The sequence below is a fragment of the Haloplanus sp. GDY1 genome (assembly GCF_023703775.1).
GTDB classification, from domain to species: Archaea; Halobacteriota; Halobacteria; order Halobacteriales; family Haloferacaceae; genus Haloplanus; species Haloplanus halophilus.
Genome location: NZ_CP098514.1, coordinates 314,242 through 326,761, shown reverse-complemented (window position 1 = coordinate 326,761; position 12,520 = coordinate 314,242). Strand labels below are relative to the sequence as shown.

At 69.8% G+C, this 12,520-nt stretch carries 13 protein-coding genes and 1 tRNA gene; 3 read left to right on the top strand and 11 right to left on the bottom strand.

Annotation, left to right across the window (positions count from 1 at the left end; genetic code table 11):
• Nucleotides 1-79: 79 nt before the first annotated feature.
• The gene (locus tag NBT67_RS01790; RefSeq protein ID WP_251343110.1) at nucleotides 80-760 is read right to left on the bottom strand and encodes a protein sorting system archaetidylserine synthase; all 681 of its coding nucleotides are present in this window, start codon (nucleotides 758-760) and stop codon (nucleotides 80-82) included.
• 97 nt (nucleotides 761-857) lie between these two features.
• Between NBT67_RS01790 and NBT67_RS01785 the strand changes: the two genes are divergently transcribed.
• Complete coding sequence (locus NBT67_RS01785; RefSeq protein ID WP_251343109.1) at nucleotides 858-1,277, top strand: cupredoxin domain-containing protein; 420 nt, start codon at nucleotides 858-860, stop codon at nucleotides 1,275-1,277.
• Here the strand turns inward: NBT67_RS01785 and NBT67_RS01780 are convergent, their stop codons facing one another.
• From NBT67_RS01780 to NBT67_RS01760, 5 genes are all read right to left on the bottom strand, one after another.
• Nucleotides 1,278-2,513, bottom strand: coding sequence for an ATP-binding protein (locus tag NBT67_RS01780; protein ID WP_251343108.1), 1,236 nt, complete (start codon nucleotides 2,511-2,513; stop codon nucleotides 1,278-1,280).
• 83 nt (nucleotides 2,514-2,596) lie between these two features.
• On the bottom strand, nucleotides 2,597-3,241 hold the full coding sequence (locus NBT67_RS01775; protein WP_251343107.1) for a 30S ribosomal protein S3ae: 645 nt from the start codon (nucleotides 3,239-3,241) through the stop codon (nucleotides 2,597-2,599).
• Nucleotides 3,234-3,470 carry a KEOPS complex subunit Pcc1 gene (locus tag NBT67_RS01770; protein WP_251343106.1) on the bottom strand — a complete coding sequence of 79 codons (237 nt, stop codon included), beginning with the start codon at nucleotides 3,468-3,470 and terminating at the stop codon, nucleotides 3,234-3,236. Before NBT67_RS01770 ends, NBT67_RS01775 begins: the two co-directional genes overlap by 8 nt.
• A complete protein-coding gene (locus NBT67_RS01765; protein WP_251343105.1) occupies nucleotides 3,467-4,618 on the bottom strand; it encodes an exonuclease RecJ in 1,152 nt (383 codons plus the stop codon). The genes NBT67_RS01770 and NBT67_RS01765 overlap by 4 nt, the downstream gene beginning before the upstream one ends.
• Nucleotides 4,619-5,086 (bottom strand): 30S ribosomal protein S15, encoded by a 468-nt coding sequence (locus NBT67_RS01760; RefSeq protein ID WP_251343104.1) that lies wholly within the window; start codon nucleotides 5,084-5,086, stop codon nucleotides 4,619-4,621.
• Between the two features lie 260 nt (nucleotides 5,087-5,346).
• Between NBT67_RS01760 and NBT67_RS01755 the strand changes: the two genes are divergently transcribed.
• Nucleotides 5,347-5,418, top strand: a tRNA-Ala gene (locus NBT67_RS01755).
• Between the two features lie 566 nt (nucleotides 5,419-5,984).
• Here the strand turns inward: NBT67_RS01755 and NBT67_RS01750 are convergent.
• The 5 genes from NBT67_RS01750 to NBT67_RS01735 all read right to left on the bottom strand — a co-directional run bounded on the left by NBT67_RS01750 (nucleotide 5,985) and on the right by NBT67_RS01735 (nucleotide 11,026).
• Nucleotides 5,985-6,383: a PIN domain-containing protein gene (locus NBT67_RS01750; protein WP_251343103.1), complete on the bottom strand. Its 399-nt coding sequence runs from the start codon at nucleotides 6,381-6,383 to the stop codon at nucleotides 5,985-5,987.
• Entirely contained in the window at nucleotides 6,380-6,577 is a 198-nt protein-coding gene (locus NBT67_RS01745; protein ID WP_251343102.1) for an antitoxin VapB family protein, read from the bottom strand. Before NBT67_RS01745 ends, NBT67_RS01750 begins: the two co-directional genes overlap by 4 nt.
• Nucleotides 6,578-6,636: 59 nt before the next feature.
• Entirely contained in the window at nucleotides 6,637-6,747 is a 111-nt protein-coding gene (locus NBT67_RS18135) for an HNH endonuclease (protein ID WP_425498928.1), read from the bottom strand.
• A gap of 317 nt (nucleotides 6,748-7,064) precedes the next feature.
• Nucleotides 7,065-9,677 carry an outer membrane protein assembly factor BamB family protein gene (locus NBT67_RS01740; RefSeq protein WP_251343101.1) on the bottom strand — a complete coding sequence of 871 codons (2,613 nt, stop codon included), beginning with the start codon at nucleotides 9,675-9,677 and terminating at the stop codon, nucleotides 7,065-7,067.
• Nucleotides 9,678-10,243: 566 nt separating this feature from the next.
• The gene (locus NBT67_RS01735) at nucleotides 10,244-11,026 is read right to left on the bottom strand and encodes an SIMPL domain-containing protein (RefSeq protein WP_251343100.1); all 783 of its coding nucleotides are present in this window, start codon (nucleotides 11,024-11,026) and stop codon (nucleotides 10,244-10,246) included.
• A 245-nt stretch (nucleotides 11,027-11,271) separates the two neighbouring features.
• Here NBT67_RS01735 and NBT67_RS01730 point away from each other — a divergent pair, with 245 nt between their 5' ends.
• Nucleotides 11,272-12,468: a cation:proton antiporter gene (locus NBT67_RS01730; protein ID WP_251343099.1), complete on the top strand. Its 1,197-nt coding sequence runs from the start codon at nucleotides 11,272-11,274 to the stop codon at nucleotides 12,466-12,468.
• Nucleotides 12,469-12,520: the final 52 nt, after the last annotated feature.

Here is a 12,520-nt window from a genome sequence, read left to right as displayed (position 1 = left end):
ACGGGAGACTACCGAACGACTACGGAAAAAATCCCCGCGGTCGGCGTCCGAACGCGGGCGCCGACGGGGGCGGGTCCGCCTATCCGGTCCAGTAGAACCGCGGACCGAGCGCGAGGTACGCGAGCGAGAGAAAGAGGAGCGCGAACGCGAACACCTCGCCGGGACGTCCCCGGAGGAGGATGGCGAGGGCCTGCACGAGTCCCATGACGAGGGCGTCCTGCGGGTGGAGGTCCGGATACGTGATTTGTGTCACCATGAGCACCGCGAGGAGCCCGGAGAGCGCGACCAAGAGGGCGGGGCCGACGAAGCCCGCGAGGACGCCCGCCGAGAGGATCGTCGCCGCGAGCGTCGAGGGCGCCCCCTTCGTCTCCGAGGCGTCGCTGTCGTAGGCGGTGTAGAGACCGAGGCGGGTCACCGCCATCGCGACGTAGACGGCCGGGAGGAGGAGGCCGAGGGCGTAGAGGAGCGGCCGGTCGGCGAGCGTCCACGCGTCGGCCGCCCGCGACGCGATGAGCATGGCGGGCGCGACGCCGAAGGAGGCAACGTCTGCGAGCGAATCGAGGTACGGACCGGCGGGCGTTCCCCCGCGCTTGCGGGCGATGACGCCGTCGAGGCCGTCCGCGACGGCCGCCAGGAGGACGATCCGGGCGGCGAGCGGAGCGTTCCCAGTCGCGACGAACGCGGCCAGGAAGCCGAGCATCGCGTTGCCGACCGTCACCGCGTCGGCCAGCCCCAGACGCCCGACGAACCGCGGTTGCATAGCCCCAACCTCTGCCACCGAGAATTTACGTCTTTATATCGGTGGGCTTCGACCGTCGAACCAGTCGACATTTATTCGTCGCCCTCCACCGTCCGATATGCGCAGACGCCGGCTTCTCGCCACGCTCGGGTCGGGACTCGCCGCGGTCGGAGCCGGGTGTACCGCCCTCGGCACGGTCGGCGGGGGCGTCGACGGCGACGTGGGGATGACCGCGGAGGCGTTCGAACCGGCCCGCATCACGGTCGCGCCGGGCGAGGAGGTCGTCTGGTACAACAACAGCGTCCGCGCCCACTCCGTCACCGCCTACGACGAGGGCATCCCCGAGGGGGCGGAGTATTTCGCCACCGGCGGGTACGACTCCGCGGAGGCCGCCCGCGAGGCGTGGGACGGCATGCACGGCGCCATCACGAACGGTCAGACCTACCGCCACACCTTCGAGGTGCCCGGCCGGTACAACTACTTCTGCATCCCCCACGAGCGGGCGGGGATGGTGGGGACCGTCGTCGTCGAGGAGTGATCACGCAGCGGGCAGTTCGAGGACGACGGTCGTGCCCTCGTCCCCGGTCTCGACGTCGATCCGGCCGCTCGACACCCGAACGATCCAGTTCGTGAGCCACAGCCCCAGCCCGGTGCTGTGGGTGAGTTGTGTCTCCACGCCGGTTTCGAGGACGCGTCGCTCGACCGGCGGGAGTCCGGGACCGTCGTCCGCGACTCGGAGGGTGACCCGGTCCCCGCCGCCGGTCGAGAGGTCGACCGTTACGCGAGGCGTCGCCGAGTCGGCGTGTTCGACGGCGTTCTCGAGGACGTTGTCGAGGGCCTGCGGGAGGAGTTCGTGGGCGCGAACGGCGGCGCCGTCGGGGAGCGACGTCCGCACCACACACGCCGGATGCGCCCGCCGCAGTCGGTCGACCCGGTCGGCCACCACCTCGGGCAGGTCCATCCGAACCGTCTCCGCCCGGTCGGCGTCGGCCACCCGCTCGATCCGCCGGGCCGTGTCGCTCAGGTCGACGATGGCGTCGAGTCGCCGGCGGGCGACCCGCAGGCTCCGCCGTGCCTCGTCGTCGTCGGACACGTGGTCCGCCAGCCGGTCGACGTGACCCCGGACGACGTTCACGTCGTTCCGGACGTTGTGACGCAAGACCCGATTGAGGACCGCGAGACGCTGCTGGCGGCCGCGCCGGGCCGTCACGTCGAGAACGACGAACGCCGCGCCGGGGTCGCCGTCGTGGAGCGGCGCGGCCCACACCCGGGTGTCGACGAGCGAGCCGTCGGGGCGGCGGTGACGGGCGTCCTCGCCGACGATCCGCTCGCCGTCGTCGAGTCGGTCGAGGAAGGTGTCGAAGTCCGCGGTGTCCGTGTCGTCGGCCCAGGTGACGCCGAACGACTGGCCGAGGGCCGCCGACCGCTCCAGGCCGAAGGTGCGCTCGGCGGCGGGGTTCCAGAGCTGGATCCGCCCCGCGCCGTCGACGGCACAGATGGCCACGGGCGCCGCGTCGATGACCGTCGAGAACTGCTCGACGAGGTCCTCGACGGCTGCCGTGAGCACGTCCACCTGCTCGTCGCTGTCGAGGTGGCGGTCGAGCGCGGTCAGCAACTCCGCGAACACCGTCCGGGAGAGGCGTTCCCGGTCCGTCGCTTCGGCCTCGTCGACGGCCGCGTAGGCGTCGAGGGCCGCCCGCTCCACCTCGGCGTGGCCACGGCGAGTCAGCGCCCGAAACACCGCGCCGGCGATCTGATCCGTCGGCCCATCCATTTAGGGACACCTAAAAACTGGTCGGCGATAAGCGTTCGGCTACGCGGTCGCGGCGCCCGTCGAAAAAGATCGCGGCTCGGACCTCAGTCCTCGTCGACGGCGACGTCTTCCTCGTCGACGTCGACCGCCGCCTCCTCTTCCGCGGCGACCTCCTCGGGTCGCGCTTCGAGGGTGAGCTTCTGGACCTCGACCCGGCGAAGCGGGTAGATGGTCTTGGCCTCGCCGTAGATGGCCGAGGAGAGGCGCCCCTCGACACAGCTCTCGACGAAGGACTCGAAGTCGCGCTCGGCCGCCGCCTCCTCGACGAGGTCGATCATGACCCGCCGGATGGCCTGCTCCTGGCTGCGGTCGGCCTTCTTCGTCGTGAACGCGACGGGCTGGACGCGAACGCGGTAGTCGTCCGTCGTCAGGACCGTCACGGTCGCGTCGATCTTCGAGGCGCCGCGGCGCACGAGGCTCCGCAGGTAATCCCGCGTGAGTTCGTGCTTCACGAACTCCGTGTAGGCGGAGTCCGACCCCACGTCCGTGATCTTGAACGTGAGCTTGGTGTTGTTCGCCCCGGCGTCGTCGTTGAGTTCGCCGAGGGTCGTCTCGATGGTTCGTCCGATGATCTTCTCCGGTTCGTCGGCAACCGTCTGGCCGAGTTCCGCCCGGTCGTACTGCTCCGGGGCGAAGATGGTGTACCAGCGCTTGCCGCGTTTCTGCTTGGATACTGAGCGTTCACTCATGGTTGTGTCCGTGTTCGCGTGCCGTTCGTGCGACGGTCTCCGCGACCGTCAGGTTCACCACGTAGTCGTCCACGGTCGACTGCAGACCGCCCGCAGTCTCGCGCTCGACGACCGTGCGGACGACGTCGTCCGCCACGCTCGTCGACATCGACGGCGTGTTGTCCGGCCGGAGTGCGGCCGCCACCGTCGAGGCGTCGTCGTGGGTCGTCTCCACGCAGGCGCGTCTCATTCCAGCGCCTCCCTGAACGCCGTGATCAACCGCGATACTTCGACCGCACCGCCGAACCGCGCCGTCGCCCGCCGGGAGCCACCGACGCTGCGTCCGTCCGCGTCGACCGCTCGCACCGCCTCGGCCATCGCCCGGTCCAGGGCGGCGTCCGCCGTACTCGCCGCCGCGGCCGCGTCGTCTCCGACGGCCAGGGCGACGGGTTCCGGCGATCGAAAGTCCCGACAGAGTCGAGCGACCGTCCCGAGTCGTCCCGGATTACCCTCCTCGACGCGGGCGACGAAGACGCCGTCGTATCGGCCCGTCGTCGCGTCCGCGAGCGCTCCGTGGACCGCACGACCGTGGGCCCGCCAGGCGTCGAGGGTCGCCACCCGCGCCGCGTCGCCGTCGCGGATGGCGAGGGCGACGCCCGACCCCGGCCGCTCGCGCGCGGCCGCGTCGAGGGCGTCGCCGAAGCCGCCGACCGTCGCGAACCGACCGTCGGGGGTCGCGTACGGGTGGAGCGCCCGCTCGACCGCCTCGGCGGCCCGCGCCGACGACGCCGACGCCTCGACCGCCAGCCACGAGGCGAGGCGGCGACGCTCCTCGTCGCTCGGCTCCGCCGACACGCCCAGGTCCGCGAGCGTCGCCTCGGCCGCTTCGGGATCTCCGGACGGCGACGCCGAGACCAGCGTCGAGTGTGCGAGCCCGTCCGCCGGATCGGGCGTCGGAATCGCCACACCCGGTCGGCGCTCGACCGCGGTTCGTCGCTCCGCGGATTCCAGCAGCGACGCCGCGTCGCCGACGGGGCGGCCCGCGGCGGCGACGCCGGCGAGCGCCAGAACCGGATCGGGGTCGACGCCGAGTTCGCGCGCCGCCGCCGCGGCCCCGACGCTCACCGGCCGGTCGTCGCCGGCGAGTGAGAGGTCACCCCCGCCCACGCCGAGGCCGACGACGAGGTCGTCGCCGTCGCCCGGCAGCGGGTCGGGCACCGGATCGACGCGCACCTGGAACGGGGTGGATCGCTCCCCGAGCGCCCGCGCGAGGACGCCGCTGGCGGCCAGCGAATCGCCGTCCGCGGCCGCGACGACCCCGACGAAGGGGGCCTCGCGGACCGCGGCGGCGAGTTCGCCGGCGTCGGCGTCCTCGACGGTGGCGGGCGCGGTGGACATCTACTCCTCCAGCAGTTCGACGGCGACGTCGTAACTGTAGGTGAAGTCCTCGTCCAGCGCGTCGCCGCGGTAGTAGTCCACCAGGCGACGGATCTTCGACTCCGTGTTCTGGAGCGCGCGCTTGTTCTGGTGGTCCTGGGGGTTCTCGTCCATGTGCTCGCGCAGGCGAATCGCCCGCTCCATCAGGTTGCGCAGGTCCTCGGGCAGCTCCGGCGCGGCGTCGTGGGCCTCCAGGATCTCCGTGATCTTCCGGCCCGTCGCCAACTTCACGTCGGGGATCGGCGTCCCCTTCACGCCCTCGTCACGCAGTTTCATCCCGATGACGCTCGGGTCGTGCCCCTGCTCGGCGAGTTCGACCACGCGCGCTTCGATCTCTTCCTCGTCTACGTCGCTCCACTCCGGAGGGTCGTCTGCCACCGGCTTGTCCGAACCGGACGAGCCACGGCGGCGGGTGTGCATTCGTGCCATAGATTGATTGGAACCGCACAGACCGCAGAAGCGTATCCGTGACCGGCGGCTGCCGGTACACGCACTACCGCAATCCCAAGCCCTGCGGGCGAGTCGGATTTGCGGTCGTGCCGTTCCCGTCTGACCCTTTACGGTCGCGCACTAAACGGTTTCGAATCCGCGGGGATTCGACACCAACGCGCCCGTGCGACGGCGTCTCGAACGCGACGGCCGATCCGAAGGCCTTATTATCCGGACCGCGGTACGGTTCGATGCGACGCGGGCTCGTAGATCAGGGGTAGATCACTCCCTTGGCATGGGAGAGGCCCCGGGTTCAAATCCCGGCGAGTCCATCGGAGTGACCGAGTTTTACGAGGGAGTGAGAATGGTCGAGCCGGGATTTTAATCAGGGAAGTCGGAGCGCCGAGCGGAGCGAGGCGACCGTCTTCCCGTGGTTCACAATGCCGGCGAGTCCATCCACCTTCGGTGGTCAGCGGATTGGACGGACGGCGTAGAGTTCATTTTAAAGAAACCACTCTCCAAGCGCCGCTCAACCGCCAACGTCCGGCAATATTTGCACCCGCGATTTCCTACCGTCTCGGTGGTGCCCCCCATGCCGTATGCGAGTTACATCCAGTGAAATAAGCGAAATGACAATAAACGTACGGTACGCGATATCGCGCTAATCATTTGTCAACTGCGTCAGTATGGATGTAAGTGGCTGGTTCCTCATTGAGGAGCGTCTGATTCCATATCCGTTACTGCGACGAAAGATCGGAACTACTGGTGAGATCCGTCCTGCCCTCTATGCCAACTCAACTCCGATGGTATTCCGCGGCGACGGCGGCTTCCGAGGTGACACGACATGCTACAATCCCACAGGGGTAGCTCTGGAACAGGTTTCCAACTGGCGCCGTTCTCAGTCTTCAGCGCGGAGGTTCGTCACGTCCATCACGTCGGATAGGTGTCTGGTTTCGAAGTCGCTGTCGGCGACGATGAGTTCATCTCCCGTGGACCGCGCAGTCGCGGCGATCAGGAGGTCGCGGGCAGCCATTCGTTCGCCGTCGTCCAGCAGCCTGTCTTGCATCCGGCCGGCCTCCATGGCGATCCGCTCGTTCAGGTCAAGTGAGCGAACGCCACCGAACTCCTGCCGAACGCCGACAACATCGGGTTCTCCCGAGCCGACTTCCCCGTCGATCACCTCGAAGACGCAGAGCGACGACGTAAGGTAGGGCTGCCCGCGGTCTTCGACGTACTCGACGACATCCGGGACGCCTTCGAGCATGTCGACGATAACGGAGGAATCGAGGAAGGTCACCGTTCGAAACTCTCCCGAGAACGCTCCACAGCCTCCCGTGCGCGGTCGGCTTCCTCTTCACTCCACGCGCCGACGTTGATGGGTTTCTCGCTCTGTGCGAGTCGTTCGAGAAGCTCATCAAACGTCTCGTCATCACGCTTCAGGCTCTCCAGCATCTCTTTTGTGTCGTCCGAGACTCGAATGGACGTACTCATGTGTATGCAGACTGCATACAGACGCATCTAACTTACGCCGGTCGGCGGTGAAAGGTCGGTTAGAGCCAGTCGACGTTCTCCTTCTCGGCATGACATTCGCGACAGAGTGTGATTAGGTTCTCTGGGTCATTTGCTTCCTCGAACGAATCACACACCGCTTTTGGCTTAATGTGGTGCTACAATCCCACAAGGGTAGCTCTGGAACGCGAAGATACCTCGTCTGGAGAGCGTCGAGTCCCGTTTAAACAGACGGGTGAATTCGCGACACTCAGTGCCGGTTTTTCGACGGGAGCTGCTTCCGGGAGTGACTCCCTCGATACGGGTCGATCGCCGGATCCAGAGGGGTTACGAGCGATCCGAATCGTCGACCGACGACCGATTCAGGTCGCCGAGCGGGTATAGCGATTCGGATGGTGCCCGCTCCCGGTGCCGGTCCCGGCCTCACAGACGAATTCCGACAATCGTCGTGCGGAGTCGTGCCGGGAGGTCACCGTGATGCCGATGCCGACCTCCGTTCGCCGCCCGCCTCCGCGAGCGCGTACAGGGAACCGTCCCAGGTCGCCGCGTAGACGGGTCCGTCGGAGACGGTCAGGCCGACGACAGCTGTTCCGTCAGTGCCGAGGGACCATCGCCGCTCCCCGTCCTCCGCGCCGACCGCGTACACGCCCTCGTCGGTGCCGACGTACACGCCGGTAGTGCCGACTGCGGGCTGACTGACGACCCGCCCGCCCGGTTGCACCCGCCACCGTGGCTCGCCCGTAGCCGCGTCGAGCGCGTGGAGGCCAGCCGCGCCACATCCGACGTAGACCGCCCCGTCCGCGACCGCGGGGGAGACATCGACGGCGTCGTCGAACTCCGTCCGCCAGCGCGACGTGCCATCGTCCCCGGCCAGAGCGACCACCGTTCCGGCGACCGTCCCGAGGGAGACCGTGCCCCCGGCGTATGCGGGCGGCGATCCCACCGGCTCCCCGAGGTCGTGCCGCCACTCCTCCGCGCCACTCGCTGCGTCGACCGCCACCAGTCGTCCACCTCCGGTTCCGAGGTAGACGGTGTCGTCGGCCACGGTCGGGAACGCCTTCCCGTCGTGATCGAACGCGGACCGCCATCGGACGGTGCCCCCGGCCGCGTCGATTCCGTACAGGACGCCGGCCCCGTTCCAGACGGCGACGGTGCCGCCAGCGGCGGCGAGTCGGGTGTCGGGCGCCGCCCGGTCGTCGGGATCGAACACCCACCGGGTCGTACCACTCTCGGGGGCCACGGCCACCACCCGCCCGTCCCGACAGCCGACCAGGAACGGCCCCGCGGCCGCGGTGACCGCGGACGGCTCCGTCGGGTCCAGTTCCCGCCGCCATTCGGACTCGCCGCTGTCCGCGTCCACCCCCAGCAGGTCGCCGCCGTCGGTCGCGACGCAGGCCCGCCCTCCGGTGACGGCCAACCCGCCCGGAACGGGCCTCCGAACCGGGGTCCGCCACACCTGTCTCGGCACGCCGAGTCGCTCGCGAGCGGCAGCCGGAACGGACGACCGCGTCGCCCCCGGTGCCGGCTCGGCGTTGCCGATCGTCGTGAGTGTCTCGCGGGTCGCCTCCTCCACGGACTCGGACGGTGGCTGCTCCGCGAGTCGAGCCAGCGGCTCGATGGCCGGGCCGACTTGGCCGGGAGCCGCCTCGCCCAGACGCTCGATGGCCCGCGCCGCGTCGATGACGGTGACAGCATCGTCGGCGTCGAGCGCCGCGACGAGCGCGTCGACGGCGGGTGCGACCGCCCGGGGATGCTCGGCGGCGACCCTCCGGAGGGCGGACGCGGCTGCCGCCGCCAGCGGCTGTTCGGGGTTCACTGGATCCCCCACGGCTGGTGGTTCGGGGGGGTCCCCGTCACGGACCTCACTCGCCAAACTGTCCCCGAGCGCCCCGACGGCTGGTACCGCCTGTTCGGGGGCTGCCGCGGCGACCCCCGTCAATCCCTCGGCAGCGTACGTGCGCACGTCGTGATGGTGGTCGGTGAGCACCGCCGAGAGCGCGCCGACGATGCCGGCGTCGGCGAGCCGGTCGTCGGCTACCGCCCCGATGGTCGGCGCCGGTGGACTGGGACTTCGCGATATGGAGCGCTCCACGTCGAGGTCGTCCGGGCCCGGTACCTCGATCGTCGCGAGGGTCGCGGCAGCCGTCCGGCGGACCTCGTCAGCCGGATTCGACTCCAGTGCCGTTCCGAGCGTGGCGAGGGCCGTAGTGGCCCCGGCCGCGTCGGTCGCCGCGATCTCCCCGAGCGCCGCGACAGCCTCGGTACGCACGTCGGTGGCCTCGTCGAGGAGCACGAGTCGAAGGGTCCGGAGCGCCGGCGGGGCGTGCTCGGGTGCCGCGGTCGCCGATGTCCCGAGCGCGTCCACGGCTGCCCGACGGACCGCGGATGACTCGTCGGCGAGCGCCGGCCGGAGGCGACGCCGAGCCTCGCGGGCCGCTGCCGCGTCGATCGTCCCGAGGGTCCCCAGAGCACCGAGACAGTCCGTCCGCGTCGACTCGGTCCACCCCCGCGACGGCGTCGGTTCGAGCGCCCGGGCCACGACCGATCGCCGTTCGGGTGCCGCCTGGGCGACCGTCACCAGTCCTTTCGCCGGGACGGTCCCGGCCCTCTCCGGTTCGACATCGATCCGGTCGACGAGAGCCTCGATCGCTGTCACGGCGGCGGTGTCGGGGGCGTCGGCGGCGAGCACGGAGAGCCCCCTGATCGCCCCGTGCCGAACCCGGGCCAACTCGGCGTCGAATAACTCCCGAATCAGGCCGACGGCAGCGGACGCCTGAGCGGGGGCCACGGTAGCGAGGCGGGCGGTGACGACCGCCGCGGCTGTCCGAACCTTCACCAGGTCGTCGTCGAGTGCGTCGGCCAGTAGCGACAGCAGTGACTCGGCGCTGGCGTCGAGTTCGAGGGACGGAGCCTCATCGAGAATCGCGTTCATCGCGACGAGTCCGCGCTTGCGGATCACCGGCTCGGAGTGAGCGAGTAGCGAGCCGAGCGTGCGCAGGTCGTCCACGTCACCGCTACGTGGCTCCTCCGCCGCTCGCTCCATCGCGGCCCGCTGTTCGGGTGTCAGGTCGTTCCGGGGCATCCTTCTCGGCTACCGTGGATTCGCCCCGGCACGTTAGAAGCACCGCTCACCGGGACGCGATCGGTCGGGGACCGTCGACGCCGGCTCCGACGCGAGCGCCGATGAAGGACCGGGAGTCGACGAGGGGATGCTCGGGAGCGCGACCAGAACGCCGCTCGACACGCTGGCCCATGCCGCCGGAGCGCTGGCACTGGGTTGCCCTCGCTGCTATGGGCGGGGCTGTAGTGATCCAGGGTGCGCTGGATGTGACTGCCGGCACATCGTTTCCCAAGGCCGCTGTAATGGTGCTCGCGGGGTCGTCCTCGTCGGAAGTGGGATCGTCGGGGTCGTCCGTCCACACGAGACATCGTTCCGGTCGCACCCATCTCGGCTCGCAAAATCGGGGAGTTGGGCTCTGTAGCCATATGTCAGAGGCACCCGTCCCCCCGTATCGACCATCTCCCGCTAACCGGATATAACGACCTGTCCCCCGGATAATCAACAACCCAAACGAATGCCCTCCTCGTTCCGGAGGACCGCAGCGACGGGGGGACCTCGGGCGAGTGGGAGCGGGTCGGGGAAACGGCTCACTCGCCCGTCGCGTTCCCCTCGGGTCCCGCCTCGTACACCACCCGAACGGTCGTCCGCACGGTGACCGGCCCCGATTCGATGTCCGTCGGCGGGGCGCCGGTGGCGGCGGGCGTCGCGGTCATGTAGGCGGCCTCGTCCACGGGCCGGGGAACGCCGGCCTCGGTCGTCTGGATCACGTTCACGCCGGTGACGGAGAGGTCGGCGTCGGCCGCGAGCGACTCCGCCTTCGCCCGCGCGTCGGCCATCGCGGCACTCCGGGCCCGGCGTTCGAGTTCGCGACGGCGCTCGGTGGAGAGCGTGAAGGTCACGTCGTCGATTTCGGTGGCACCGTTCGCGACGGCGGTGTCGACGACGCCGCCCACGCGGCCGGGGTCGGTCACGGTGATCTCGAAGGAGTGCGAGGCGCGGTACTGGATCCGGGGTTCGGCGCCCTCCTCGGGCGGTCGGCGCCGATCCTGGTAGATGTCGTATCGCTGCGTGACGATCCGATCCTCGTCGACGCCGGCCTCGCGGAGGGCGGAGCGCATCCGCGAGGTGTTGGCGGCGAGTCGCTCGCGGGCGGTCGCGGCGGTGTCGCCGGTCGCGACGACGGACACCCGGACGACTGCCTGGTTCGGTTCGGCGTCGGCGCTGCCGGTGCCGGCGACCTCGATGGTGCTGTCGGAGTCCGGGGTCGTCGGCGAGTCGGCCGTCGCGGCGGGCGAGGAGGTCCCGGCCGAACAGCCGGCGATCACGAGCAGGACTGCGAGTCCCACGGTGAGGAGTGCGTGTCGTTGCATCACGGATCGGGCTCCGTCCCGGGACCACAAAGCCTTCGTGAAGACACAAACGGCTCTTTGAGAGTCGCCGCGCCGGCGGTCGACGGGAGATTGATACGGGAGGGCCGGTTCGAGTGTACGCATGGAGACGGCGTCCGCCGGCGGGTCGAAGCGAAGCCGGCACCGCACCGGTACCGCGTTCCCGGGCGCCGGGGCCCGGACGACGTCGGGACGGCTCGGAGTGCCGACGGAAGGGGGGCGCGTGGATGGCTGAGACGGCGCTGCTCGAAGTCGGGGTGATGTTCGCGGCCATCGGGGCCGTGGGCGTGCTCGCCGCTCGCGCGAACCTCTCGCCGATCCCCTTCTACATCGTCGCGGGGATCGGACTGAACGAGTTCGTCCTCGGCCGGGTCGGCCTGCCCGCCGTCTCGGCGGGCGAGTTCGTGACCGTCGGCGCCGAACTCGGCATCGTCTTCCTCCTCTTTTTCCTCGGCCTGGAGTTCAACCTCGACAGGCTGCTCGCGGACCGTGCCCGGATCGGCGCGGCGGGCGTGGCCGACTTCGTCGTCAACTTCGGGGTCGGGCTGGCGCTCGGCCTCGTGCTCTTCGGCGGCCTCCTGCCCGCGCTGTTGGTGGCGGGGATCGTCTACATCTCCTCCAGCGCCGTCATCACCAAGTCGTTGCTCGATCTGGGGTGGATCGCCAATCCCGAGAGTTCGCCGCTGCTCGGCGTCCTCGTCTTCGAGGACCTCGTGATCGCGGTCTACCTCGCCGTCGTCTCGGCGCTGGTTATCGGCGGGGGGAACGTGGAGGCGGCGGCCCGGTCCATCGGCCTCGCGCTCGGGTTCATCCTCCTGCTCGTCGCCCTCGCGGCCCTGGGGACGCGCTTTTTCGAGCGCCTGCTCGACACCCCCTCCTCGGAGTATTTCGTCCTGCGTGCGGTGGCGGTGACGGTCCTGCTGGCGGGGGCGGCACTCGCCGTCGGCGTCAGCGAGGCGGTCGCCGCCTTCTTCGTCGGGATGGCCTTCAGCGCGACGGAGTACGTCCACGACCTGGAGGCGTCGCTTTCCTCCCTCCGGGACACCTTCGCCGCCGTCTTCTTCTTCTGGATCGGCCTCGTCACCGACCCGTTCGTGATCGTCGGCGCACTCGACGTGATCGCCGTCGTCGTCGCGGTGACGGCCCCCACGAAACTCGCGAGCGGCTTCTACGGCGGCCGGGTGTACGGCCTCGACGACCGCCGGTCGCTCCGGGTGGGGCTGGCGATGGTCACGCGCGGGGAGTTCTCGCTGATCATCGCCGCAGTCGCGCTCGCGGGCGCGGGGACGACGCTGCCCCCGGAGACGGCACGGACCATCTACGCGGTGGCGGTCGGGTACGTCCTCGTCATGAGTACGCTGGGCACGACGCTGATGGGGGCCTCGGATCGGCTCGAACGGCTGCTGCCGTCGGTGGGGAGCTGACGCGACGGGGGACCGGCCGACGTGACGACGGCGGCTCGACCCGACGACAGGT

Bases quoted from the DNA above. Each gene is read 5' to 3' on its own strand.
- NBT67_RS01790 (WP_251343110.1), bottom strand. From the start codon at position 760: ATGCAACCGCGGTTCGTCGGGCGTCTGGGGCTGGCCGACGCGGTGACG.
- NBT67_RS01785 (WP_251343109.1), top strand. From the start codon at position 858: ATGCGCAGACGCCGGCTTCTCGCCACGCTCGGGTCGGGACTCGCCGCG.
- NBT67_RS01780 (WP_251343108.1), bottom strand. From the start codon at position 2,513: ATGGATGGGCCGACGGATCAGATCGCCGGCGCGGTGTTTCGGGCGCTG.
- NBT67_RS01775 (WP_251343107.1), bottom strand. From the start codon at position 3,241: ATGAGTGAACGCTCAGTATCCAAGCAGAAACGCGGCAAGCGCTGGTAC.
- NBT67_RS01770 (WP_251343106.1), bottom strand. From the start codon at position 3,470: ATGAGACGCGCCTGCGTGGAGACGACCCACGACGACGCCTCGACGGTG.
- NBT67_RS01765 (WP_251343105.1), bottom strand. From the start codon at position 4,618: ATGTCCACCGCGCCCGCCACCGTCGAGGACGCCGACGCCGGCGAACTC.
- NBT67_RS01760 (WP_251343104.1), bottom strand. From the start codon at position 5,086: ATGGCACGAATGCACACCCGCCGCCGTGGCTCGTCCGGTTCGGACAAG.
- NBT67_RS01745 (WP_251343102.1), bottom strand. From the start codon at position 6,577: ATGAGTACGTCCATTCGAGTCTCGGACGACACAAAAGAGATGCTGGAG.
- NBT67_RS01740 (WP_251343101.1), bottom strand. From the start codon at position 9,677: ATGCCCCGGAACGACCTGACACCCGAACAGCGGGCCGCGATGGAGCGA.
- NBT67_RS01735 (WP_251343100.1), bottom strand. From the start codon at position 11,026: ATGCAACGACACGCACTCCTCACCGTGGGACTCGCAGTCCTGCTCGTG.
- NBT67_RS01730 (WP_251343099.1), top strand. From the start codon at position 11,272: ATGGCTGAGACGGCGCTGCTCGAAGTCGGGGTGATGTTCGCGGCCATC.